Source organism: Stenotrophomonas sp. FSL W7-1447 (genome assembly GCF_037966425.1).
GTDB lineage: Bacteria > Pseudomonadota > Gammaproteobacteria > Xanthomonadales > Xanthomonadaceae > Stenotrophomonas > Stenotrophomonas pavanii.
This window is the reverse complement of sequence record NZ_CP150199.1, coordinates 224,813-249,001: the sequence shown is the minus strand read 5'-3', so window position 1 is coordinate 249,001 and position 24,189 is coordinate 224,813. Positions and strand designations below refer to the sequence as shown.

Genomic DNA, 24,189 nt, shown 5'->3' with positions numbered 1-24,189 from the left:
TCAGGCACCGAACACGCCGCCTTCGCCTGGGCTGCGGGTATGCTGGCGGTCCCATGTACCGCAGGAAGCCCCGCATGACCCGCTTCACACCCGCCCTGCCGTCCCTGCTGCGCCGCGCCGCCCTGCTGCTGGCGCTGGCCGTGGCCAGCGTTCCGGCCCTGGCCGCCCCGCCGACCGACGGCGACATCAACCGCCTGCTGTCGGCCTCGCGCGCGCAGAGCATGATCGACACCATGGTGCCGCAGATCGAAGCCATGCAGCAGCAGCAGTTCCAGCAGGTGGCCGCGCAACGCCAGCTCACCGCCCAGCAGCAGGAACAGCTGAAGCGGATCCAGGCCCGGACCAGCCAGACCCTGCGCCAGGCGATGTCGTGGCAACAGCTGCGGCCGATGTACGTGGACCTGTACAAGAAGACCTTCAGCAAGGAAGACGTGCTGGCAATGGCCGAGTTCTACGAGAGCGCGGCCGGCCAGAGCCTGCTGGACAAGACCCCGGCGCTGATGCAGAACGTGATGGTGGCCATCCAGGCCCGCATGCAGCCCCTGTTTGCAGAGCTGCAGAAGGACCTGGAAGCGATCGTCAACGAACCGGAAAAGAAGTGAGGTAGTGCCGGCCGCTGGCCGGCTCCCCAGTACATCTGGCATCACGCAGCTGCCGGCCAGCAGCCGGCACTACCGTCAAACGGTGTCCACCTGCCAGCCGAACAGGTCAAGCGCCTTCTGGAATTCACGGTCCAGCGGCGCACTGACATCCACGGCGCCGCCGTCGGGATGCGAGAAGCGCAGGCGCTCGGCGTGCAGCAGCATGCGATGCACGCCCTGCATGCGGAAGATCCTGTTTGCAGAGCTGCAGAAGGACCTGGAAGCGATCGTCAACGAACCGGAAAAGAAATGAGGTAGTGCCGGCCGCTGGCCGGCTCCCCAATACATCTGGAATCACGCAGCTGCCGGCCAGCGGCCGGCACTACCGTCAAACGGTGTCCACCTGCCAGCCGAACAGGTCCAGCGCCTTCTGGAATTCACGGTCCAGCGGCGCACTGACATCCACGGCGCCGCCGTCGGGATGCGGGAAGCGCAGGCGCTCGGCGTGCAGCAGCATGCGATGCACGCCCTGCATGCGGAAGATGCGGTTGTGGCGACCATCGCCGTGGCTGGTATCGCCGATCATGTGGTGCGACAGGTGCTTGAGATGCCGGCGGATCTGCCGGAAGCGCCCGGTCTGCGGCTGGCAGCGCAGCAGCGCGTAGCGCGAGCGGGTGAATTCACCCACCGGCACCGACAGCTCGCCGGTGGCCAGGCGCTGGAAATCGGTGATCGCCGGCTTCTTCACCGGCTTGCCCGGCCCACCATCCAGGTCATGGTCCACCCGCCACGACAGCTCGGCCGGCCAGCCCCGGCAGACCGTCAGGTAGTCCTTGGCCACTTCGCCACCCATCAGCGCCTTGCCCAGCGCACTGGCGGTCTCGCGGTCGAAGGCCAGCAGCAGGCAGCCGCTGGTGGCCCGGTCCAGGCGGTGCACGAGGAAGATCGGGCGGCCCAGCTGCTCGCGCAGGCGGTCGGCCAGGAAGTCGTCCTCGCCTCGGGCCAGCTTGCTGTCGTGGACCATCAGCCCGGCGGGCTTGTTGACCACAGCCAGGCGCTCGTCCAGGTGCAGCAGCTGCAGGGGCACGGTTTCAGTCTCGACCGCGGCGAGGGTGTCAGGTTCGGTACTCACCGCAGGATTATCGGGGCTGGGCACTGAATGGGGTAGAGCCGGCCGCTGGCCGGCTGCCTCCGGGCAGTTGGATTGCTGCGGTTGCCGGCCAGCGGCCGGCACTACCGGATCACGGGTGTGTGGCGCGGCGGTCAGCCGTTGCGCACGGCCAGCAGCTCGCCGTTGCCCACCGGCACCAGGCTGGTGCTGAACACCGGATCAGTGTCCAGCAGCGCCCGCAACGGCTCCATCTCCACCGCGTGCGACGTGGCGTTGTCCACCACCAGCAGGCCACCCCGCCGCAGCACGCGGCGCAGCTGCGGCCACCAGCCGGCGTACTGCGCGCGGTCCGAATCGAGGAACAGCAGGTCGATGCTGCCTTCGGCGGCCTCGGCCAACCACTGCCCGGCATCGCCATGCACCAGCGTGATGTGCGCGGCCAACCCGCTGCGCGCGAACGTGGAGCGCGCCATCGCCACCTTGTCCTCGGCAAATTCCAGCGTGGTCACGTGGCCTTCGATGGCGGCGGCGGCCTCGGCCAGCCACAGCGTGGAGTAGCCGTTGGAGGTACCGATTTCCAGCACCCGCCGCGCATTGCCGAAACGCACCAGCACCGACAGGAATTCGCCGGTGTCCGGCGTGATATTGAGCATGCGACGGCCGCGCTGGCTTTCACGCGCGTCGTTCTCGGCGCCGAAGCGCACCAGCTCATCCTTCAGCGCCTGCAGCACCGGGTCTACTTCCACCACGCGCGCGCCAGCGCCAGCGCACCGACGGCACCGGACACCCAGCTCCACATCGGCACCTCACCCCAGTACCAGCCTGGCGGCTGCAGCACGTACATCAGCGCGGCGATGGCCAGCAGGCCAACGCCGGTGATTGCGCCGACCGCGCGCTTCTGCAGGCGCTGCACGCTGGCGTCGAGCGCGACCAGATCGCGCGAGCGCATCGCCAGCTCATGGCGGCCCTCCACCTGCTGGGTCAGCCAGGCATGCACCAGGCGCGGCATGTCCGGCGCGTGGGTCATGATCTCCGGCAGGCGCTTGCCGATCTCGCGCACCACCCGGCGCGGGCTGTAGCGCTCGCGCAGGATCTTCGCCAGCACCGGCTTGGCCACCGCCCAGATGTCGATCTGCGGGTCCAGCTGGCGGCCGACGCCTTCGATGTTCAGCAGGGTCTTCTGCAGCAGGATCAGCTGCGGCTGCAGGGTCAACTGGTAGCGCTGGGCCACGCGGAACAGCTTCATCAGCACTTCGGCCAGCGAGATCTGCGACAGCGGACGGGTGAAGTACGGCTCGCACACCGAGCGCACGGCCGCTTCCAGATCATCGATGCGCACGTTGTCCGGCATCCAGCGCGCCTGCACATGCAGCTCGGCGATGCGGCGGTAGTCGCGGTTGAAGATGGCCATGAAATTCTCGGCCAGGTAGTACTGATCTTCCTGCGACAGCTGCCCCATGATGCCGAAGTCCAGCGCGATGAAACGCGGATTGGCGCGGCGCGCCGGATCGGTGTCGACCCAGATGTTGCCGGCATGCGCATCGGCATGGAAGAAATTGTCGCGGAACACCTGGGTGTAGAACACCCGCACGCCCTTGGCAGCCAGCGCCTTGCGGTCGATGCCGGCCTTGTCCAGCGCGACGATGTCATCGGACGGAATGCCCCACACCCGCTCCAGGGTGAGTGCTCGCTCGGCGGTGTGGCTCCAGATCACTTCCGGGACGTACAGATCGTCGCTGTTTTCCCAGAAGCGGCGCAGCACGCTGGCGTTGGCGCCTTCGCGCTGCAGGTCCAGTTCGGCGGCCAGGGTGTTCTCGACCTCGGCCACCACTTCACGCGGACGGATCTTGTCGGCACGCGGATGGGTACGCTCGACCAGCGCGGCCAGCGAATTGAGCAGGGCGATGTCGGCGTCGATCTGCTTCTCGATGCCCGGGCGCAGCACCTTGACCACCACCTGGCGGCCATCGGCCAGCGTGGCCGCATGCACCTGCGCGATCGAGGCCGAGGCCAGCGGTTCGGTATCGAAGCTGGCGAACGCCTCGCTGACCGGCCGGTCGAGGGCATCCTCGACGATGCGGCGTGCGGTTTCGCCATCGAACGGCTTGACCCGGTCCTGCAGCAGGGTCAGTTCGTTGGCCACGTCCGGCGGCACCAGGTCGCGGCGGGTGGACAGGATCTGGCCGAACTTGACGAAGATCGGGCCGAGATCCTGCAGCGCCAGGCGCAGGCGCGCACCGCGCGACTGCACGGCGATGTCGGCCGAGGCACGCGGTACGAACGGCTTGGCCAGCCGCAGCCAGCGCTCGGCCGGCGTGCCCTGCAGCAGGTCGTCGAGGCGGTAACGCAGGATCACCCGGCCGATGCGGCTGGCCCGCAGCACGGCCTTCATGCGGCACCCCGCAGGCGCTGCACGCGTGCGCCGAGGCGCTCGACGTCATCGCGCAGCACGTCCACGTCATCGTGGAAGGCATCCAGCTCGGCGCGCGGCACTACATCGCGCGACTCCTCGGTGATGAATTCGGCGGCGCTGTGGGCCAGGTCGATTGCCCCTTGGCGCGCATGCTGCAGGGCACTGCGCAGGGTGTTGGCAACCTGCACCCCCAGTACCTCGCCGAACACACTGACGAACGGCTGCTGCCAGTCCGGATCGAAGCCCTTGGCCAGCTGCTGCAGGCGGCGCGCCAGTTCGGCGTCACCGGCCACGCGCACGCGGCCCTTGCTGTTGGATTCGCCGCGCCTTGCGTTGGCCAGCAGCGGCAGCTGCGCCAGCACGCCGGCCAGGCTGCTGCGCACGGCCAGGTCGGCTTCCTGCGCATCCACCGGTCCGACCCGCAGCTGGTCGCCATCAACGCTGATGCGCATTGCCAGCGACGGCGCTTCCAGGGTCAGGTCGATGTGCCGGCCATCGAGGCTGGCCAGGGCATGGCGGGTATCCGGATCCAGCGCCAGCGCGCGGTTCAGGGCGATCTGCAGGGCGCGGCCAGCGACCGGCTTGAGGGACTTGAGCAGGGAAGGAGCCATGCGTGCATTCTACCTGCGTGGGTGGGGAGCTTGGGCCGGGCTGCCGCCCGGCACCCGCAGACGCAACGGCAACAGCAATAGCCGAAGCAACAGCAACAGCGGGCATTCCGTGGTTGGCGGGATGGGGCCGGTTGCGGGGGACGCCGTAAACCCGTCCGTGGGGGCTTGGCCGCGGCATCCATGCCGCGGACACCCCCGCAACCGGCCCCACCCCGCCTTCGACAGTTTCCTGTCGTCCGTGGGGTCGGATCCCGTTGCTCCGCAACGGGCTTCGACCCCTGTTGATGGGCCATGAGGACGGTAGATCCACGCCATGCGTGGATGGATTTCTGGTTCATCTGTGCCTCACGCGGAGGGCCGATGAAGGTTCATGCTATGAGGCCACGCAACGCACAGGACATCGCATTTCCCATGGCACGGACCCGGGTCGGCATCATCTTCGGTGGCAAGTCTTCCGAACACGAAGTTTCACTGCAGTCGGCGAAGAACATCCTGGACGCCCTTGATCGCGAGCGCTTCGAGCCGGTGCTGGTCGGCATCGACAAGCAGGGCCAGTGGCATCTGAGCGAACCGGCGACCTTCCTGCTGCATGCCGACGATCCGGCCCGCATCGCGCTGCATCGTTCCGGCCTGTCGCTGGCGGTCCTTCCGGGCGCCGAGCAGGCGCAGCTGCAGCCCTCCGACGCGGCCAGCGCCCTGGCGCAGATCGATGTGGTGCTGCCGATCGTGCACGGGCCGCTGGGCGAGGACGGCGCGCTGCAGGGCCTGCTGCGTATGGCCAACCTGCCCTTCGTCGGTTCACCGGTGCTGGGATCGGCCGTGGCGATGGACAAGGACGTGACCAAGCGCCTGCTGCGCGACGCTGGCCTGAGGGTGGCGCCGTGGCTGTGTATCCGTCGCCACCAGGCGGCGGCAGTCGATGTCGATGCGGTGATCGCGCAGCTCGGCCTGCCACTGTTCGTGAAGCCGGCCAACCAGGGTTCGTCGGTGGGCGTGAGCAAGGTCAAGGATGCGGCGGGCTTTGCCGAGGCGCTGGCACTGGCACTGCGCTACGACCACAAGGTGCTGGTGGAATCGGCGGTGGTCGGCCGAGAGATCGAATGTGCGGTGCTGGGCAACGCGCACCCTCAGGCCAGCCTGTGCGGCGAGGTAGTGGTGCACGACGAGTTCTATGCCTACGACACCAAGTACATCAACGAAGATGGCGCCGACGTTGTGGTGCCGGCCGATATCGATGCCCTCACGCAGGCACGCATCCAGCAGATCGCCCTGCAGGCCTACCAGGCGCTGGAGTGCGCGGGCATGGCGCGCGTGGACGTGTTCCTCACCGCGGGCGGCGAGATCATCATCAACGAGGTCAATACGCTGCCGGGCTTCACCCGCATCAGCATGTATCCGAAGCTGTGGGGCGCCAGCGGCATCGACTACACCACGCTGATCACCCGCCTGATCGAACTGGCGCTGGAGCGCCATGAGGCCGATCGCGGGCTGCAGAGCGCTGTGTAACGTGGTGATCGCCCGCAGAGTCGAGCATGGCTCGACTCTGCGGAAAGCGATGCCGGCCAGCGGCCGGCACTACCGGCTAGCCTCGCTTGCGGAACATCGAGATCACGGCAAGGATCAGGAACACCACGAACAGGATCCAGGCGATGTTCGTTGCGGCGCCGGCAATTCCGGAGAAACCCAGAACGGCGGCGATGATGGCGATGACAAAGAAAATAATGGCGTAGTGCAGCATGGCGCTCCTCGCGGGTGGTCGAGCCTTGGATGGCGTGGGTCCATCCTCCCGATCCAGCGGTGTGCAACCAGTGATGGCGATCTATGCGGCAGATGAAGCCTTCAGCCTGCGCAGCCCTTCTTCGATGCTGACCTGCGGCACGTAGCCGAAGTCACGGCGTGCCGGTTCCATGCTGTACCAGTGCGGCGTGCACAGCTGCTCGGCCAGGAAGCGGGTCAGCGGCGGCTCGCCGCGCAGGCGCAGCAGCGGCCACAGCCGCTCGCAGACGGCGCCGATGCGGTAGGCGGTCTTGAAGCTGATCGCCTTGTCCACCGTTGGCGCACCCACCGCCTGCAGCAGCCTGTTGACCAGCTCGCGCATCGGCAGCGGCTCGCCGTTGGAGATGAAGTAGGCCTTGCCCGCACACGCAGCGCCCGGTGCCAGGGCGTCAAAGGCGAGGAAGTGCGCCAGCGCGGCGTTGTCGATGTAGGTGGTATCGACCTTGTTGCTGCCATCGCCGACCAGGCGCAGGCGCCCCTGCCGCGCCCGCTCGGCGAGCCTGGGCACCAGCTGCTGGTCACCGGGGCCCCAGATCAGCCGCGGGCGCAGCGCCACCGTCGCCAGCGCGGCGTCATTGGCCGCCAGCACGCGCTGTTCTGCGATCGCCTTGGTGGCCGCATACGGCGCCTGGAAATCTTCCCCGTACGGCACCTCGTCCGCGCCCAGGCCTTCCACCGGATGCGTGGCACGATGGGTCACGCTGGGCGTGGAGGTGTAGACCAGCCGGGTGATGCCATGCGCGCGGCACGCCGCGATGACGTTGTCGGTGCCGACCACGTTGGCCTGGTGGTAGCTGTCATAGCTGCCCCACGCCCCGGCCTTGGCACCGTTGTGGAACACCGCATCGACGCCGGCCACCGCGTGCAGCACCGCCTGTGCATCGGCGAGGTCGCCGCGGATCTGGCCCACGCCGATCGCCTGCAGCGCCGGGTAATGACTGCGGTTGAACGCCAGCACCTGGTGGCCACGTTCGACCAGTCCACGGCACAGCGCCTGGCCAAGGAAACCACCACCGCCGGTGACCAGGATCTTCATGCGCGCTTCTCCAGTTCGGCGCTGGCCCAGACGGCGAGCTTTTCGCGGCCGATCTTGGCGTTGTGACGGATATCGACGGGGAACGCCGGATGCACCAGGAAGTGCTGCAGGCCGGCCTCCGGCAGGCGGGCGGCGGCATGTGCACGCAGCGCTTCCTGCAGCGCCGGGCTGTCGGACTGGCCGCGCTGCAGTTCCACGCACAGCACCGGCACCTGCGCGCCTGCGGCGCCGACGCCGACCAGTGCCGTGCGCGCCACGCCGGCCATGGTGTTGAACACCGGCTCGACCTGCTCGGTGTACAGCGGCCCGCGCGCGGTTTCCACGCGCTGGGTCTTGCGCCCGCAGAACCACAGGCGGCCCTGCGCGTCGAAGTAGCCCACATCGCCCATGCGGTGGACGATGCGCGTGCTGCCGTCGTCCAGCGTCTCGCGGATCTTCGCTGCCGCTGTGGCCTGCGGGCGGTTGAAGTAGCTGTCGGTGGCGGTCGGTCCGGCCACGGTGATCTCGCCCACTTCGCCGGTGGCCAGCACGCGCGCCTGCGACCACTCCGGCAACGGCGCGTCGTCAATGGCGATGATGCGCACGTCGTTGGGTGCCACCACGCTGCCCACGCAGGTGCCAGCACCGGCCTCGGTCGCGGCACGGGTACGTTCCAGTTCGCGGCCTTCGACCACCGCCACCGGCAGGCACTCGGTGGCGCCGTACGGGGTCCAGAACTGCGCATCGGCCGGCAGCAGGCCGCGGATGGTGGCGACCACATCCGGCGGCACCGGGGCACCGGCCGAGGTCACCCGGGTCACCGTCGGCAGCGGCCGGCCATGGCGCGCCAGCACCCGCATCAGGGCCGGCGAGCCGAACAGCTGGGTCACGCCGAAACGCTGGATGGCGTCGTGCAGGCGGGCCGGGTCAGCCTGCGCCGGCCGGGTCGGGTCCATGTCCGGAATCACCGAGGTCAGCCCCAGCGCCGGGTCGAACAGCGCGAACGGCGGGAACGTCGGCAGGTCCACACCGCCCGCTTCCATGCCGAAGGCGCTGCCCAGCAGCTGGATCTGTCCAACGAAGTGGCGGTGGCGGTAGACCACGCCCTTGGGCACGCCGGTGGAGCCACTGGTGAACAGGATCGCGGCCATGTCCTCGCCATCGGTGTCGGCCAGCATCGGCCCAGCGCTGGCGCCAGCGCGCTCCAGCGCGGCCAGCGTGGTGCCGCCCCAGCCGAGGCGCCGGCCGACCGTGACCAGGCGGGTGGCCGACGGCGCCCAGCGCAGCACCAGCCGCGCCACGTGCGCCAGCGGAATGCCGATGAAGGCCTGCGGCTGCGCTTCGTCCAGGCACTGCTTCAGCGCACGCCTGTCGATGCCCGGGTCGACCAGCACCGGCACCGCGCCCAGCTTGAACAGCGCGAACATCAGCAGGAAGAACTCCGGCGAGGGCCGCACCATCACGACCGTACGCACGCCGCGGCCGATCCCGTAACCGGCCAGGCCGGCGGCCATGGCATCGCTGCGGGTGTCCAGCTGGCGGTAGTCCAGGGTCACGTCGTAGGCCGCCATGCCATTGCCCGCGCCGCGGCGGCCGGGACAACGGATGGCAATCTGGTCAGGGCGTTCACGCGCCAGTTCAGGCAGGCGCGCGGCAATGTTGCAGGGTCGGTTCATCCGTTCATTGTCGCCGCTTACGGAATTTCTTGCGCGGCGGCCCACTTCGTGGAAAATCCGCTCCCTCGTTCCTGATTCCGACTGCCGCCCGAGGCGGCTTGCCCATGCAACATCCCTGCATGACCTGCGGCGCCTGCTGCACCCAATACCGCGTGGCCTTCCACTGGATGGAATCGGACGAGGTCACCCCCGGCGGCGTGCCGCACCAGCTCACCGAGGTGCTGGATCCGCACCGCCTGTGCATGCGCGGCACCCACTCCAAGCCGGTGCGCTGCGTGGCGCTGGATGCGCAGATCGGCGTGTACTCGCGCTGCACCATCCACCCCAACCGGCCCAGCGTGTGCCGTGAGGTGGATGCATCCTGGGAGTACGGCAAGGCCAGCCCGCAGTGCGACAAGGCACGCATCGCCTATGGCCTGGATCCGCTGACGCTGGCCGACTGGCGCTGGCGCGATGACGCCGACAATGACGACGATCACCCGGACGACAACGGCAACAGCCCGTCCTCACCGCCGCAGGCACCGGTCGCGGCGTAATGGTAGTGCCGGCCGCTGGCCGGCAAGCGCGCTATGCGCGCCGGGTTCATGAAGTTGCCGGCCAGCGGCCGGCACTCCCGGGATCCGGCCCGGGAGCCGATCAGAGCGGGTTGGCGTCCAGGAAGGCGCGGATCTCCGGCACCAGCACTTCATGCTTGTCTTCCAGCACGTAGTGGCCGGCGTCCTCGAAGGCATGCACCTGGGCCTGCGGCAGCGCGGCCTGGAAACCCTTCAGGAAGTGGTGGTCGAACACGAAGTCGCGCAGGCCCCAGCCGAGGAAGGCCGGTCGATCCGCGAACGACGGCAGCGCCTTGCCGGCCCGTTCCAGCAGCGACCAGGCCTTGTCGGCCGGCGACAGCGGGATGTCCTGCATGAAGCGGATGGTACTGATGCGGTTGGCCCAGCTGTTGTACGGCGACACGTAGGCGCGGCGGACGTCGGCCGGCATCCTGCGCTCCACGCCCAGCCACGAGGCACCGGACGAGAACGCGTTGAAGCTGCGGATGATCCACTCACCGATCTTCCAGTGGCGGCCGAGCGCGATCTGCCAGGGCATCTTCTTCGCCGCCGGCATCGGGAACGCGGCGGTGTTGAGCACCACCAGGCGCTTGACCTGGGCGTGGTGCGACAGCGCCCAGCCGAAGCCGATCATGCCGCCCCAGTCATGCACGGCCAGGGTCACCGGGCCGGTGATGCCCAGGTGCTTCAGCAGCGCATCGAGGTCGTCCACGCGCGACTGCAGCGTGTAGTCGTAGCGGCTGTCATCGGGCTTGTCCGACAGGCCCATGCCGATGTGGTCCGGCACGATGCAGCGGTACCTGTCCGACAGGCCGGCCACCAGCGTGCGCCAGTAATAGCTCCACGACGGGTTGCCGTGCACCATCACCACCACTTCGCCATCGCGCGGGCCTTCGTCGAGATAGTTCATCGACAGGCCCGGGCGGACCTCGAAGCGCTGCGGGTGGGCAGGGTAACCGGGAAGCTGGGACATCGAATCGCACCTGTAGAAAGGGCCGGTAGAACCGGCCCCTGGACACTTGGAAAAATCATCGCTGCCCATCGTGCAGCAGGTCAGCGGTGACTTTTTTTACCAGACCACTTCAGCCATCGAGCAGTTCAGGCCCGAGCCAATGCCCAGAAGCGCGATGCGATCGCCCTTCTTCAGCTTGCCCAGCTGCTTGAGCTTGCTCAGCACGATCGGCACCGAGGCCGGGCCGATGTTGCCGTGCTCGCCGAAGATGGTCATGACCTTCTTCGGGTCGATGCCGAAATTCTTGATGAACGCGGCGGTGTGCGGCTGGCTGACCTGGTGGATCACGAACTGGTCCAGTTCTTCCACGGCCCAGCCGAGTGCGATCTTGGCGGCGCTGAAGGTCTTCTGCGCCAGCTTGATGCCTTCGATCAGCAGCAGGCGGGTGTCGGTCACCATGCGGTCCAGGTTGCCCAGGCACAGCTGGTTCCACTCGGTGGCCGAGCGGGTCACGCCACCCTTGTAGCGCGGGGCGTCCGGCACCAGCTCCGAGCGCGCCATCACCATCGCGGCGGCGCCCGAACCGGTGGTCAGCGCGGCCAGCTCGTTGCGGAAATCATCGGCGGTGACGTCCGGGGCGGTCATGCGCTCCAGGGTCTTCTCGTACACCAGGTTGGCGGTCTCGCCATCCACCACCAGCGCGTAGTCGATATCACCGCGCTCGATCATGCGCGCGGCGATATCCATGCCATTGATGAAGGCCAGGCAGGCATTGGCGACGTCGAAGGTCATGCATTCGTCGCTGACGCCGAGGTTGCCCGACACGATGGAGGCGGTGGACGGCTCCAGGTAGTCGCGGCTGACCGAGGTGTTGACCAGCAAGCCGACCTGGGTCGCGGTGATGCCCGCGTCTTCCAGCGCCTTGCGCCCGGCCATGGTGGCAGCGTCCGAGGCCAGCACGCCGTTGTCCCACAGGCGGCGGGCGTGGATGCCGGCGATGTCGCCGAGCACATCGGTGCGGATACCCAGGCGATCCAGCGTCGGCTGCAGCCGCTCGTTGATTTCCTTGGTCGTCAGCGTATGCGGCGCGTCGACGTGTGCCAGGCCGGCGATCGAGACATTCTTGAAGAGCATCGAGGTTAGCGCCAAGGCTCAGGCAAAAGGGGGCGCTATTCTATAACCCCCGGGCTTTCACCGCATCTTTACGAATTCAGCCTTGCCCGTATGGTGAAGCGTTCAGCGCGGCGGGCACTGGAACGCCGCAAAGCGCTGGCTGCCATCGGCGGGGGCCGCAGCGGCCTGCACGGCATTGGCGCCGGCGCTGGGGGCCTCGTTGCGGGCCAGCGTTTCCAGCTCTTCCTGCACCCGCAGCGGGTTGCGGTTGTAGAAGCCGACCTTGCTCTTCACGGTGACTACCACCTCGCCCTTGGCGATGCAACCGGCTGGAACCGGGCCCGCCGGCAGCACGCGGGTCGCCTTGCCGGCCGGTTCGATCGGCACCCAGGTACAGGCGGTGACGGTGAGCAGCAGGGAGGAAAGCAGCAGAACGCGCATGGGCAGATCCTGGAAGGGTATGGGGGGATTCTGCCTGAACAGCCTGAATCGGGGGTAGCCGGGGCCGGGGGCAGAGCCCCCTGCGGGGGATCCGACCCCAGGTCGGCAGAGGGGTCAGCCCCCCCGCAGGGGGCTCTGACCCCGGATGCATGACGGGGTTGCCGGCCAGCGGCCGGCACTGCCTGGGGAGGCCTGCCCGCCGGGGCGGGCAGGCACATCCCTTATTTCTTGACCGGGTTGCCTTCGGCGTCGATCACCGTCACCTCGCCCAGGTTCAGCGCACGCACCGCCGCTTCGGTCTGCTTGAGATCGCCCACCACCACCCAGGTCAGGGCCTGCGGCTTGATCTCGGCAGCGGCCTGCTGCACCTGCGCCGGGGTCATCGCTTCGATCTCGGCCTTGCGGCGCAGCACATAGTCATCCGGGCGCTTGAACTGAACGATCGAACCGATGGTGGCGGCCACCGCGCTGGCGGTCTCGTAGGCACCGGGCAGGCTCAGGGTCTGGATGTTGCGGATGCGGTTGACCTCGGCCGCGGTCGCCGGCTTGCTGCCATCGGCGAACGCGGCGATTTCCTTGCGCATCTCGGCCATCGCCGGGCCGGTCTTGTCGATCTGCACCGGCGCGCTGGCCATCCACGGGCGCTGGCCCACCGAGTTGACCGCGCTGCTGCGCGCACCGTAGGACCAGTGCTTGTCCTCGCGCAGGTTCATGTTCAGGCGCGAGGTGAAGTCGCCACCGATCACCCCGTTGGCAATGTCGAAGCGGGTGGAACTGGACGCGCTGGACGGCGGCACCACCTGGCCGGCGAACAGGTTGGCCTGCACCGCACCCGGCTGGTCGATCAGGAACACGCGCGGGCCCTTCGGCAGTACGACATCAGTGGCCGCCTTCACCTGCGGCGCATCGCCTGCCGCCTTCCAGTCGCCCAGCTGCTTGTCCAGCAGCGGCACGATCTCGGCCAGCGTGGTGTCGCCGACCACGATCAGGGTGCCGTTCTGCGGCCGCAACCAGTCGTGGTGGAAGTCGACCAGGTCCTCGCGGGTCAGGCCGTTGATCGCCGCCTCGTCGCCACTACCGGTGAACGGAATCGCGTACGGATGGCCCTTGCCGTACAGCAGCGGCGGCAGCACGCGCATCGCCACCGCACCGGGGTTGACCTTCTCCTGCTGGATGCCGGCGATCCAGGTCGCCTTGACCCGGTCGATCTCGCCCTGCTCGAAACGCGGCTCGCGCAGCAGGTCGCGGTACAGCGCCAGCGACGGTGCCAGGTTTTCCTTCAGCGCCGACAGGTCCACGCTCATCGAGTCCAGACCGGCCGAGGCATCCAAGCTGGCGCCCAGTGCGTCAGCGGCGTCGGCGAAGGCCAGCGAGCCCAGCTTGCCGGCGCCTTCGGTCATCAGGCTCATGGTGAAGTTGGCGGTGCCCGGCTTGCGGCCCTGGTCGGCACTGAAGCCGCCCGGGAACTGGTAACTGAACTGCACCACCGGGATCTCATGGCGCTCGGCCAGGATCACCTGGGTGCCGTTCTTCAGCGTGGCGCGCTGCAGCGCCGGGAACTTCAGCTGCGGGAACTCGCGGGTCTGCGGCACGCCGGCCTTGCGGTCGACCTGCTCCGGCAGGGTGCTGTACTTGGGGTCCACCGCCGGTACGTTGAACGGCTTCGGCGCCTGGCTGGGATCTTCCTTCAGCGCCACGCGTTCACCCGGTGCGATCACCAGGGTGTGGCTGCCCTTGTCCAGCCACTGCGCGCCCAGGCGGCTCAGGTCGGCAGCGCTGGCCTTCTCGATGTTGGCCAGCGAGGTGCGGAAGCAGCCCGGGTCGCCGGTGAACACTGCGCACTCGGCCAGTGCGTCGGCCTTGCCGCCGAAGCCACCGATGCGCTCGATGCCGCGGATGAAGCCTGCGCGGGCACCGGTCTTGGCCCGCTCCAGCTCGGCCGCGGTGGGGCCCTGCTTGATCAGCCGGTCCAGTTCCTCGTCGATGATCTTCTCGACCTTGGCCGGGTCCTGGCCCTGCTTGACCGTCGCCATGATCACGAAGTTGGAGCCCAGCTGCGACGTCGACAGGCCCGACGCGATGCTGTCCACCAGCTTGTCCTGGTGCTGCAGGCGCTGGCTCAGGCGGGACGACTTGGCACCGCCCAGCACCTGCGCGAACAGCTGCAGCTGATCGACCTCGGTGGTGCCGACCTGCGGCACGTTCCAGGCGCGGTAGATGCGCGCCTGCGGCACCTTGTCGGTCATCGTCTCGCGCGTGTCGGCGCTGCGCTTGGCCACGTTCACGGCCGGCTGCGCCATGGTCGGGCCGGCCGGGATGCTGCCGAAGTACTTGGCGACCTTTTCCTTGGCGGTGGCCAGATCGATGTCGCCGGCCAGCACCAGTACCGCGTTGTTCGGGCCGTACCAGGTGCGGAACCAGGTCTTCACGTCATCCAGCGACGCCGCGTTGAGATCGTTCATCGACCCGATCACGCCGTGGTGGTACGGGTGGCCCACCGGGTACAGCGCCTTGTTGAGCTGGTCCCAAGCCTGGCCGTAGGGCTGGTTCTCGCCCTGGCGCTTCTCGTTCTGCACCACGCCGCGCTGCTCGTCCAGCGCGGCCTGGTCGATCGCACCGACCAGATGGCCCATGCGGTCCGATTCCATCCACAGCGCCATGTCCAGCGCCGTGGTCGGCACGTTCTCGAAATAGTTGGTGCGATCGGTGTTGGTGGTGCCGTTCTGGTTGGTGGCACCCACCTGCTTGAACGGTTCGAAGAATTCGCCGTCGTGGTTTTCGCTGCCCTGGAACATCAGGTGTTCAAACAGGTGCGCGAAGCCGGTACGGCCGGCCGGTTCGTCCTTGCTGCCCACGTGGTACCAGACGTTGACCGCAACGATCGGCGCCTTGCGATCGGTATGCACGATCACGCGCAGGCCATTGGGCAGGGTGAACTGCTCGTACGGGATATCGACCTTGGCCGGTGCCGCCGGCTTGGCGGCGAGCGCATGGGTGGGCGCGAGCGTGCCCAGGGCGGTGCTGAGGGCGACGGCCAGCAGTGCAGCGCGCGGGCGAAGGGCGAGAGACATATCCGGATCCTTGGTCACGAAGGTGAACCCCGATCCTAGCCTGCGCGCGCGGCGGCCGGAATCGGTCACCAGTCACTGGGGGTGTTCGCCCCCAAGGCCCTCCGCTCCCGGCCCGATCGGCGTGCCTGGCCCGTCACATGCGCCGGCTGAAGGCGTCCGGACAGTGTCCGTGGCGCGAGGAATGGACAGGTGTCCGCCCAGCGGACACTTTTCGGATGCCGAAAAATCCTTTCAAATCAATAACTAAAAGTTGGCACGCGGATTGCTTGGTACTTCCTGCGCCAGGAAGGGCTTCAGACAAAAGCTGACTGAAGACTGAACAAATGCAGGAAATCGAAAATTTCTCTTGCATGCCCAGAATTGGTGTACTACCTTACTACAACACCACAGCTCAACAACACTAAACAGGCCCCGTCATGAACACCAAGACCATTGCCATCGCCATCGCCCTGATCGCCGGCACCGCGGTTGTTTCGTCGGTGCAGGCCTCCGAATCCATCAAGACCCTGGCCACCGTGCAGGTTCGCCCGGCCGCCGACCAACTGGCCCAGCAGGCCTGGGAACAGGCCAGCGGCATCCCGACCCTGGCCACCGTGGAAGTGCGCCCCAGCGCTGACCAGCTGGCCGAGCGCAACGGCTACGTCGCCGCCCCGGTCGCCGCCGCGATGCCGATCACCACCCTGGCCTCGGTGGAAGTGCGCCCGAGCCTGGAACAGCGCGTCGCCCTGGCCGCCGAACTGGAAGCCCAGCGCTACGCCGCCACCCTGGCCGCCGCCGCCACCAACGTCGCCAACTCGGTCATCGTCAACCTGCCGGCCCTGCAGGTGCGTCCGAGCGCTGCCGACCTGCAGGCGCTGGCCACCGAAACCGCCCAGGTCCTGCTGCGCCCGTAAGCGGTGCCGCCCTGCCCAGCGCAGGGCGCGCGCCGTAAAGCCGGCCGCCGTCGCAGGTACACTGCGCCGATGAATGCCGCGCCCCCGTTCCACGTGATCCTGTTCCAACCGGAAATCCCGCCCAACACGGGCAATGTGATCCGGCTCTGTGCCAACACCGGCGCGCAGCTGCACCTGGTCGAGCCGCTCGGCTTCGCACTGGAAGACAAGCAGCTCAAGCGCGCCGGCCTGGACTACCACGAGTACTCGCGCCTGCAGGTGCACCCCGACCTGGACACCGCGCTGGCGCGGATCGCACCGAATCGGTTGTTCGCACTCAGTACCCGCGCCAGCGTGCGCTACGACAGCGTGGCCTTTGAAGAGGGCGATGCGTTCCTGTTCGGCCCGGAAAGCCGTGGCCTGCCGCAGGACGTGCTCGATGCACTGCCGGATGGCCGCCGGCTGCGCCTGCCGATGCGGCCGGGCAACCGCAGCCTCAATCTTTCCAACACCGTTGCCGTGGTGATGTACGAGGCGTGGCGGCAGCACGGATTTGCTGGCGGGGCGTAGCTCACGTGTATCACTTTCTTTGCTCGCGCAAAGAAAGTAACCAAAGAAACGCGCCGCCATCGGCGAGCCGGTGCTGCGCACCGGTACCCTTGCGCTCCTCGGCTCGCTTCAAGGCGGACCCGACAACCGCGCGCTACAGGCTGTCCTTGAACACTCGCGGCAGTTCCGTCCGGTGCGCGGGTCGGTACACCGGTCGCTCGCCTGCGGATACGCTGCTCGGCAATGCCCGCCAGCGGCCGGCACTACCGGTGCACTCAGAACGCGTTGATGCCGGTCAGTTCGCGGCCGATCACCAGCTGGTGCACGGTCTCGGTGCCTTCATAGGTGATCACCGATTCGAGGTTCAGCGCGTGCCGGATCGCCACGTGTTCGGTGGTGATGCCAGCCCCACCGAGCAGATCGCGACACTCGCGGGCGATGTCGATCGCCATGCGGCAGTTGTTCCACTTGGCCAGGCTGACCTGCTGCGGCTGCAGCTGGCCGGCTTCCTTCAGCCGGCCCAGCTGCAGGGCCAGCAGCTGGGCGGTGGTGATGCGGCGGGCCATTTCCGCCAGCTTGATCTGCGCGCTCTGGGTGGCAGCCAGCGGGCGGCCGAACAGCACGCGCTCCTTGGCGTAGCCCAGCGCTTCATCCAGGCAGGCGATGGCCGCGCCGATCGGGCCCCAGCTGATGCCATAGCGGGCCTGGGTCAGGCAGCCCAGCGGCCCCTTCAGGCCCTTCACGTTCGGCAGGCGGTGGCTGTCGGGCACGCGCACGTCATCGAAGAACAGCGCACCGGTCAGCGATGCGCGCAGGCTCATCTTGTGCTTGATTTCCTGCGTGGTGAAGCCGGCCATGCCCTTCTCCAGCACGAAGCCCTGGATACCGTCCTCGGTCTGTGCCCAGACGATGGCCAGGTCGGCCACCGGGCCGCTGGTGATCCACATCTTGCTGCCGCTGATGCGCCAGTCGCTGCCGTCGCGCACCGCGCGGGTCTTCATGCTGGCCGGGTCGGACCCGCCGTGCGCCTCGGTCAGGCCGAAGCAGCCGATCAGCTCGCCGCGTGCCATCGCTGGCAGCCACTGCTGGCGCTGTTCCTCGCTGCCGTACGCGTAGATGGGATACATGCACAGCGAGCTCTGCACCGAAACGAAGCTGCGCAGGCCCGAATCGCCGCGCTCCAGCTCCTGGCAGATCAGGCCATAGCTGACCGCGCCGAGGCCACCGCCACCGTATTCGGCCGGCAGTGTCGCGCCGAGCAGGCCCAGAGACGCGATCTCCGGCACCAGCTCGGCGGGGAAACGGGCCTGGTCGAAGGCATCGCCGATGATCGGCAGTACGCGCTCGTTGGTGAAGCGGGCGACGCTCTCCTGCACCGCGCGCTCTTCCTCGTTGAGCAGGGAACGGACATCGAACAGATCGTACGGATGCAAAGCCATGGCACTCACGCGCAGTCAGGACCGGGCCATTGTCGGTCATCCGCACAGCGCGTGCCGGCCAGGGTCGGCACCGGCAGGGCTGCGGCCCTACGCTGCATTGCAGCAATCCGGGCGTGAACATCGCCGATCTAGCTCGATCACGCGCGGCCCGGTACCCTGACACATTCAAACAACCGTTTCGCCCGTGGCTGCACGCGCGATTCCCAGGCACCGCCGGTGGCCCCGATGCCGGCCCTACCCACGAGTCATGCAATCGATGAGCGCTGAAGCCAACGCCCTGCCCCCGCGTGAAGTAATGGAGTTCGACGTGGTGATCGTCGGCGCCGGCCCCGCCGGCCTGGCCACCGCGATCCGCCTGCGCCAGCGCGCGATCGAAGCCGGCCGCGAACTGTCGGTGTGCGTGCTGGAAAAGGGCTCCGAACCGGGCGCGCACGTGCTGTCCGGCGCGGTGATGGATCCGCGCGCACTGGCCGAACTGTTCCCGGACTGGGCCGAACGCGGCGCACCGCTGAAGCAGAAGGTTACCCGCGACGAGTTCCTGTTCCTCAGCGAGACCGGGTCGCGCAGCACGCCCAATGCGCTGCTGCCGGAGTGCTTCCACAACGAAGGCAACTACATCATCAGCCTGGGCGAAGTGACCCGCTGGCTGGCGCAGCAGGCCGAGGCGCTGGAAGTGGCGATCTTCCCCGGCTTCGCCGCCGCCGAGGTGCTGTACGGCGACAACGGCGAAGTGATCGGCGTGGCCACCGGCGACATGGGCATCGAGAAGGACGGCAGCATCGGCCCGGCCTTCGAGCGCGGCATGGCGCTGCACGCCAAGTACACGGTCTTCGCCGAAGGCGCGCGCGGCCACCTCGGCCGCCAGCTGATCGCCCGCTACAAGCTGGACGAAGGCAAGGACCCGCAGGCCTACGGCATCGGCATCAAGGAACTGTGGCAGATCGACCCGGCCCGGCATGAGCCGGGCCTGGTGGTGCACGCCGCCGGCTGGCCGCTGGACAGCGACACCTACGGCGGCGCGTTCCTCTACCACGCCGAAGGTGGCAAGGTCGCCATCGGCTACGTGGTCGGCCTGGACTACAAAAACCCCTGGCTGAGCCCGTTCGAGGAATTCCAGCGCTTCAAGACCCATCCGGACATCCGCAAGCACCTGGAAGGCGGTACCCGCATCGGCTACGGCGCGCGTGCGATCACCGCCGGCGGCCTGCTGTCGCTGCCGAAGACGGTGTTCCCCGGTGGCGCGCTGGTCGGTTGCGAGGCCGGTTATCTCAACGCCAGCCGCATCAAGGGCAGCCACGCCGCGATCAAGACCGGCATGCTCTGCGCCGACGCCGCGTTCGACGCGCTGGCCGCCAACCGCCAGCAAGATGAGCTGAGCGCCTATCCGAAGGCCTTCGAAGCCAGCTGGCTGTTCACCGAACTGCAGCAGGCCAAGAACTTCAAGCAGTGGTTCAAGAAGGGCCAGACCGTGGCCACGCTGATGACCGGCGTGGAGCAGTGGCTGCTGCCGAAGCTGGGCGTGCGCAACCCGCCGTGGACGCTGCACCGCACCCAGCCGGACCATGCCTGCCTGGAGCCGGCGGCCCAGCACACCCGCATTACCTACCCGAAGCCGGACGGGGTGCTGACCTTCGACCGTCTCAGCTCGGTGTTCCTGAGCAGCACCAACCACGACGAGAACCAGCCCAGCCACCTGACCCTGAAGGACCCGAGCATTCCGGTGAAGGTGAACCTGGCCGAGTACGCCGGCCCGGAAGCGCGCTACTGCCCGGCCGGCGTGTACGAGTTCGTTGGCGAAGCCGACAACGCACGCCTGCAGATCAACGCGCAGAACTGCGTGCACTGCAAGACCTGCGACATCAAGGACCCGACCCAGAACATCGTCTGGGTGACCCCGCAGGGCGGCGGCGGCCCGAACTACTCGGGCATGTGATCGCCCCGGGCTGCGACTGCGTGTCGCAGCCCGGCCACTGCAGCGCACCGCTATCCTGCCCGGCCATGCGTGTCTCCCTGCTCACCGCCCTTGCCTGGGCCCTGCTTGCCACGGCCTGCCAGCGCCCGCCTGCGCCAGCGGCCACGCCCGAACAGGCCCGGCAGCAGGCCATGCAGCGCGCGTTCGAACTGTGCGCCGGCTGCCACACCGTGCAGCCCGGCGGCATCCACCGCTTCGGGCCGAACCTGCACGGCGTGATCGGCCGCCGCGCCGGCAGCCTGCCCGACTACGGCTATTCCGAGGGCATGCGCCGCGCCGACATCACCTGGACCGCGCAGACCCTGGATGCCTTCCTGCAGTCGCCCACCCACGTGGTGCCCGGCACCCGCATGTACAACGCCTTCCCCAGCCCCGAACGCCGCGCGCTGGTGATCGCCTACCTGCAACAGCAGTCGGCTCAGTGAGCCAGTCGCTGCAGCTGATGCTGCAGCCGGGCCACGAACGCCGTGACGGCGGCGAACAACGGTGCCGGGTCGGTCTCGCCCGCATCATGCAGGCGCTCGACCAGCGCGTTGGCCTGCCCGGCCAGTGCCGTCGCTCCAATCGCCCCGAGGCCGCCGGCCTGGCGATGCAGGTGCCGCGCCGCGGCCTCGCGGTCACCGGCCTGCACGGCGCGCAGCACGGCCGCGAGGTCGCCCTCACTGGCCTGCAGCAGGCTGTCGCGCAGCTGTTCGGCCACCGCACGCGAACCGTAGCGCTGCTGCAGGGTGGCCAGGTCAGGCAGCGCATCACCGTCGTCGGCGGCATCCTCCTGTACGGCCGCGTCGAACGACTGGCCCTGCGCCTGCGGCAGCCAGCGCAGCAGCGCGGTGCGCAGCGTGGCCAGCGACAGCGGCTTGGCCAGCACCTCGTCCATGCCTGCCTCGCGGCAGCGGCGCGCATCGTCGTCCAGCACGCTGGCGGTCAATGCCAGCACCGTCAGTCGCGGCTGCCCGGTGCGACCCTCGCGTTCGCGCAGCAGGCGGGTGAACCCAAACCCGTCGAGTACCGGCATGCGGCAGTCGGTAATGACCAGGTCGAAGGACTCCGATGACAAGCGGTCCAGCGCCTGCTGGCCGTCGCCCAGCAGCACATAGGGCACGCCCAGTTGCTGCAGCCGCCACGCCATCATCGCCTGGTTGGTCGGATGATCCTCGATCACCAGCACCCGCGCCTGGCGCAACGCGGCGGGCAGCAGCGCGGTCTGGTCCTGCTCGGCCAACAGCGCCGCCGCGTCCTCGCTGCCGGCCTCGACCAGCGAGACCCGCACTTCGGCGCGCGTGCCTTCGCCCAGCGTGCTGTGCAGGGTCAGTTCGCCCTGCATCATCTGCACCAGGCGCTGGCAGATGCTCAGGCCCAGGCCGGTGCCGCCGTGGTCACGCTGGATGTAGGCGCCGGCCTGGGTGAATGGCGCGAACAGGTGCTGCAGTTGTTCCGGTGCGATGCCCATGCCGGTGTCGGTCACGCTCAGGCACAGCGGCTGCACACCGTCCTCGCTGGTCGGCCCCAGGACGTCCAGCTGCAGGCGCACCTCGCCCTGGCTGGTGAACTTGATGGCATTGCTGAGCAGGTTGAACACGATCTGGCGCAGCCGTACGCCGTCCACTTCGTGGGCCGGCGCCAGCTCGGGATCGATCTGCACGTGCAGCGCCAGGCCACGCGCGCTGGCCTGCGCGGACAGCAGGCGGCACACGCTTTCCAGCAGGGGCCGCAGCGGTTGCGGCACCGGCTCCAGGCGCAATGCACCTGCTTCCAGCCGCGAGTAGTCGAGGATGTCGTCGAGGATCTGTCGCAGCATCTGCGCCGAATCCTCGATCACGCCGAGGATGCGCTGCTGCTCGCTGTCCAGCGGCGAATGCGCCAGCACCTCCAGCATGCCCAGCACGCCACTCATGGGCGTGCGGATCTCGTGGCTCATCGTGGCCAGGAAACGCGATTTGGCTTCCGCAGCCTGCTCGGCCTCTGCCTTCGCCGCCGCCAGCGCATCGGCCTGCATCCGCGCTTCGGTCACATCCACCCAGTAGCCGCTCCAGATCACCGCGCCCTCTTCGGCGGCATAGGGGTGGGCCTGGCTGCGCACCCAGCGCGTGCCTTCCTCATCGCTGCGCAGGCGGAATTCCAGGACCAAGGGTGCGAACTGCCGCGCGGCCTGTTCGATGGAATGCAGGATGTGCGCGCGGTCGTCCTGCTCGATGCGTTCCAGCAGCAGCTTCGCATCCTGTTCGGCCTGCTGCCGGGTGATACCGAACAACGCCGGCAGGTCGCCGGCAATGAACGGGAAACTGAGCGTGCCATCGGCATCGCGACGTGCCTGGTAGACCACCGCCGGCAGGTTGTCGGTCACCTCGGCCAGGCGCTGCTCCAGCTGGCGGCGTCCTGCCACTTCACGGCGCAGGCGCCAATGGCCGACGCCATGCACCAGCAGCGCAGTCAGCAGCACCAGCAGCACCGGCACGCCCCACCGCAGCACGTTGCTCCAGTCGACACCGTTGCGGTACTCCACCCCCAGCCAGGCGTTGCGCAGGGCCTCGCGCTTGCGTGGGGTCATCTGCAGCAGCAGGCGATCGAAGGTGGTAGCCAGCGCCGCGTGGCGGCGATCCACGGCCAGCACCAGCTGGTCGTTGAAGCCGGCCGGTGCCGCCACCTGCAGCCGCCCCGGGAAACGGCTGCGCAGCAGGTGATCCACCACGGCAAGGTTGCCGATGTACGCATCGGCTTCGCCATCGAGCAGGCGCTGCAGCGACTGTTCGGCGCTGCGTGCAGCGATGATCCGCGCCTGCGGTGCCTGCTGCAGCACGTAGCCACGCACACGCTCCGGGTCGGACAGCAGCACGCGCTTGCCCTGCAGGTCGGCCAGGTCCAGCAGCGACTCGCCATCGCTCCTGACCACAATCACGTTCGGCACGCTGATGAAGGGCTGGCTGAACACCCAGTCCGGGCCCAGGTAACGTGAATCGACAGGAATGCCCATCACCGCCTGCAGCTCACCGCGGCGGGCCTTCTCGCGTACCTCGTACCAGTCGTGGCTGTCCTCGACCTGCAGGTTGGCACCGGCCTGCATCAGGCGCTGCAGGTATTCGCTGGCCAGGCCGCTGGGCCGGCCATCCTCGCCGGTGAACGACAGCGGCGCGGCATTCGGGGCGAAACCGATCTTCAGCGGCTGCTCCAGCACGCGCTTCTCGGCCTGGCTCAGCGCCAGCTGCGCCGATGCCGACCAGTGCGGCGGTGACAACCAGCGTTGTGCCAGGGCATCGCGCTGGGCCTGGCTGGTGGCCGCCAGCGCCAGGTCCAGGGCTTCGGCCAGGGGTTGCTTGCTGTTGGGAATGCCGAAGTGCAGCCGCTCAGGGGGCAGGTCGCTCGGCCGCAGCAGCGCCACGCCCTGCAGGCGCCGGCTGGCAATCAGCTCGGTGGCGACAAATGCATTGCCGATGTAGACGTCGGCCTTGTCGTCTATGACCATCTGCAACGCGCTCAACGTGTCGCTTGCGACAAGCTGGCGGGCACGCGGGAATCGGGCGCGCACCTGCGGACCGGTCAGGAAATCCTGCTCGATCACGACCCTCAGCCCATCCAGGTCCGGCATGTCGGAGGCACGCAGGTCATCGGGCCGGCCCACCAGGGCGAGCGGCGCCTCACTGTAGGCCGCGGTATAGACCATGCAGCGGGTGCGGTCGGCACTGAGACCGACATTCATCACCACGTCGATCTCGCCACGGCATGCCGCATCCAGCACGGATGTCCAGTCGGGATAGCGGCGCGCCTCGACCTTCATGCCGAGCTGGCGTGCAAGATGCGACAGGTAGTCCGGTCCCAGACCGACCTGCTGGCCGTCACGGAGGGACTCGAAGGGCGGCCAACCGCTGTCATACTGCCCGACAACGATGGTCGGATGCGCCACCAGGTATTCGCGCTGCAACGGGCCGAGCGGCAGCAGCCCAGGGACCGGCTGTGCCTGGGCCACGGGCAGGGCCAGCACCGCCAGCAGCAGGAGCAGCCCGCGAACAGCCCACCTACGCATCTGCGTCGATCTCCTAGAATCCTGC

At 68.2% G+C, this 24,189-nt stretch carries 20 protein-coding genes and 1 pseudogene; 7 read left to right on the top strand and 14 right to left on the bottom strand.

What is annotated here, in order from left to right; translation table 11 throughout:
* Positions 1-74: 74 nt before the first annotated feature.
* A complete protein-coding gene (locus tag NSQ78_RS01020; RefSeq protein WP_057493987.1) occupies positions 75-602 on the top strand; it encodes a DUF2059 domain-containing protein in 528 nt (175 codons plus the stop codon).
* Positions 603-677: 75 nt separating this feature from the next.
* Here the strand turns inward: NSQ78_RS01020 and NSQ78_RS01015 are convergent.
* The 5 genes and pseudogenes from NSQ78_RS01015 to NSQ78_RS00995 all read right to left on the bottom strand — a co-directional run.
* Positions 678-839 (bottom strand): annotated as a pseudogene (locus NSQ78_RS01015) (pseudouridylate synthase); the annotation flags it as partial.
* Between the two features lie 130 nt (positions 840-969).
* Positions 970-1,713, bottom strand: a complete 744-nt coding sequence (locus NSQ78_RS01010) for a pseudouridine synthase (protein ID WP_064237416.1) — start codon at positions 1,711-1,713, stop codon at positions 970-972.
* Between the two features lie 131 nt (positions 1,714-1,844).
* Positions 1,845-2,423, bottom strand: a complete 579-nt coding sequence (locus NSQ78_RS01005; protein WP_064239589.1) for an O-methyltransferase — start codon at positions 2,421-2,423, stop codon at positions 1,845-1,847.
* Between the two features lie 5 nt (positions 2,424-2,428).
* On the bottom strand, positions 2,429-4,084 hold the full coding sequence (ubiB, locus tag NSQ78_RS01000; protein WP_064237415.1) for a ubiquinone biosynthesis regulatory protein kinase UbiB: 1,656 nt from the start codon (positions 4,082-4,084) through the stop codon (positions 2,429-2,431).
* Positions 4,081-4,716 (bottom strand): SCP2 sterol-binding domain-containing protein, encoded by a 636-nt coding sequence (locus tag NSQ78_RS00995; protein WP_053461849.1) that lies wholly within the window; start codon positions 4,714-4,716, stop codon positions 4,081-4,083. Before NSQ78_RS00995 ends, ubiB begins: the two co-directional genes overlap by 4 nt.
* Before the next feature lie 411 nt (positions 4,717-5,127).
* Here NSQ78_RS00995 and ddlA point away from each other — a divergent pair, with 411 nt between their 5' ends.
* Positions 5,128-6,222, top strand: a complete 1,095-nt coding sequence (ddlA, locus tag NSQ78_RS00990) for a D-alanine--D-alanine ligase (RefSeq protein WP_064239588.1) — start codon at positions 5,128-5,130, stop codon at positions 6,220-6,222.
* Between the two features lie 76 nt (positions 6,223-6,298).
* Here ddlA and NSQ78_RS00985 read toward each other — a convergent pair whose 3' ends face one another.
* The 3 genes from NSQ78_RS00985 to oleC all read right to left on the bottom strand — a co-directional run bounded on the left by NSQ78_RS00985 (position 6,299) and on the right by oleC (position 9,183).
* Positions 6,299-6,454, bottom strand: a complete 156-nt coding sequence (locus NSQ78_RS00985) for a DUF1328 domain-containing protein (protein ID WP_005407633.1) — start codon at positions 6,452-6,454, stop codon at positions 6,299-6,301.
* An 81-nt stretch (positions 6,455-6,535) separates the two neighbouring features.
* On the bottom strand, positions 6,536-7,528 hold the full coding sequence (gene oleD / locus NSQ78_RS00980) for a 2-alkyl-3-oxoalkanoate reductase (protein ID WP_064237414.1): 993 nt from the start codon (positions 7,526-7,528) through the stop codon (positions 6,536-6,538).
* The gene (gene oleC, locus NSQ78_RS00975) at positions 7,525-9,183 is read right to left on the bottom strand and encodes an olefin beta-lactone synthetase (protein WP_064237413.1); all 1,659 of its coding nucleotides are present in this window, start codon (positions 9,181-9,183) and stop codon (positions 7,525-7,527) included. The genes oleD and oleC overlap by 4 nt, the downstream gene beginning before the upstream one ends.
* Before the next feature lie 104 nt (positions 9,184-9,287).
* Between oleC and NSQ78_RS00970 the strand changes: the two genes are divergently transcribed.
* A complete protein-coding gene (locus NSQ78_RS00970; RefSeq protein WP_029380125.1) occupies positions 9,288-9,719 on the top strand; it encodes a YkgJ family cysteine cluster protein in 432 nt (143 codons plus the stop codon).
* A 100-nt stretch (positions 9,720-9,819) separates the two neighbouring features.
* On the opposite strand, the gene NSQ78_RS00965 is transcribed toward NSQ78_RS00970, so the two are convergent.
* From NSQ78_RS00965 to NSQ78_RS00950, 4 genes are all read right to left on the bottom strand, one after another.
* Positions 9,820-10,710: an alpha/beta fold hydrolase gene (locus tag NSQ78_RS00965; RefSeq protein WP_064237412.1), complete on the bottom strand. Its 891-nt coding sequence runs from the start codon at positions 10,708-10,710 to the stop codon at positions 9,820-9,822.
* A 96-nt stretch (positions 10,711-10,806) separates the two neighbouring features.
* Positions 10,807-11,823 carry a 3-oxoacyl-ACP synthase III gene (locus NSQ78_RS00960; RefSeq protein ID WP_010487115.1) on the bottom strand — a complete coding sequence of 339 codons (1,017 nt, stop codon included), beginning with the start codon at positions 11,821-11,823 and terminating at the stop codon, positions 10,807-10,809.
* Positions 11,824-11,925: 102 nt separating this feature from the next.
* Positions 11,926-12,243, bottom strand: a complete 318-nt coding sequence (locus NSQ78_RS00955) for a DUF4156 domain-containing protein (protein ID WP_005407628.1) — start codon at positions 12,241-12,243, stop codon at positions 11,926-11,928.
* Positions 12,244-12,464: 221 nt separating this feature from the next.
* Positions 12,465-15,314, bottom strand: coding sequence for a pitrilysin family protein (locus tag NSQ78_RS00950; RefSeq protein WP_057493994.1), 2,850 nt, complete (start codon positions 15,312-15,314; stop codon positions 12,465-12,467).
* A gap of 416 nt (positions 15,315-15,730) precedes the next feature.
* Between NSQ78_RS00950 and NSQ78_RS00945 the strand changes: the two genes are divergently transcribed.
* On the top strand, positions 15,731-16,207 hold the full coding sequence (locus tag NSQ78_RS00945; protein WP_049470054.1) for a hypothetical protein: 477 nt from the start codon (positions 15,731-15,733) through the stop codon (positions 16,205-16,207).
* A 69-nt stretch (positions 16,208-16,276) separates the two neighbouring features.
* Positions 16,277-16,756, top strand: a complete 480-nt coding sequence (locus tag NSQ78_RS00940; RefSeq protein ID WP_049455011.1) for a tRNA (cytidine(34)-2'-O)-methyltransferase — start codon at positions 16,277-16,279, stop codon at positions 16,754-16,756.
* Positions 16,757-17,010: 254 nt separating this feature from the next.
* On the opposite strand, the gene NSQ78_RS00935 is transcribed toward NSQ78_RS00940, so the two are convergent.
* On the bottom strand, positions 17,011-18,174 hold the full coding sequence (locus tag NSQ78_RS00935) for an acyl-CoA dehydrogenase family protein (RefSeq protein WP_033835514.1): 1,164 nt from the start codon (positions 18,172-18,174) through the stop codon (positions 17,011-17,013).
* A gap of 256 nt (positions 18,175-18,430) precedes the next feature.
* Between NSQ78_RS00935 and NSQ78_RS00930 the strand changes: the two genes are divergently transcribed.
* Both NSQ78_RS00930 and NSQ78_RS00925 read left to right on the top strand, forming a co-directional pair.
* On the top strand, positions 18,431-20,107 hold the full coding sequence (locus tag NSQ78_RS00930; protein ID WP_064237411.1) for an electron transfer flavoprotein-ubiquinone oxidoreductase: 1,677 nt from the start codon (positions 18,431-18,433) through the stop codon (positions 20,105-20,107).
* A 65-nt stretch (positions 20,108-20,172) separates the two neighbouring features.
* Entirely contained in the window at positions 20,173-20,571 is a 399-nt protein-coding gene (locus NSQ78_RS00925) for a c-type cytochrome (RefSeq protein WP_053461842.1), read from the top strand.
* Here the strand turns inward: NSQ78_RS00925 and NSQ78_RS00920 are convergent.
* Positions 20,565-24,164, bottom strand: coding sequence for a transporter substrate-binding domain-containing protein (locus NSQ78_RS00920; protein WP_064237410.1), 3,600 nt, complete (start codon positions 24,162-24,164; stop codon positions 20,565-20,567). The genes NSQ78_RS00925 and NSQ78_RS00920 overlap by 7 nt on opposite strands.
* Positions 24,165-24,189 lie beyond the last annotated feature (25 nt).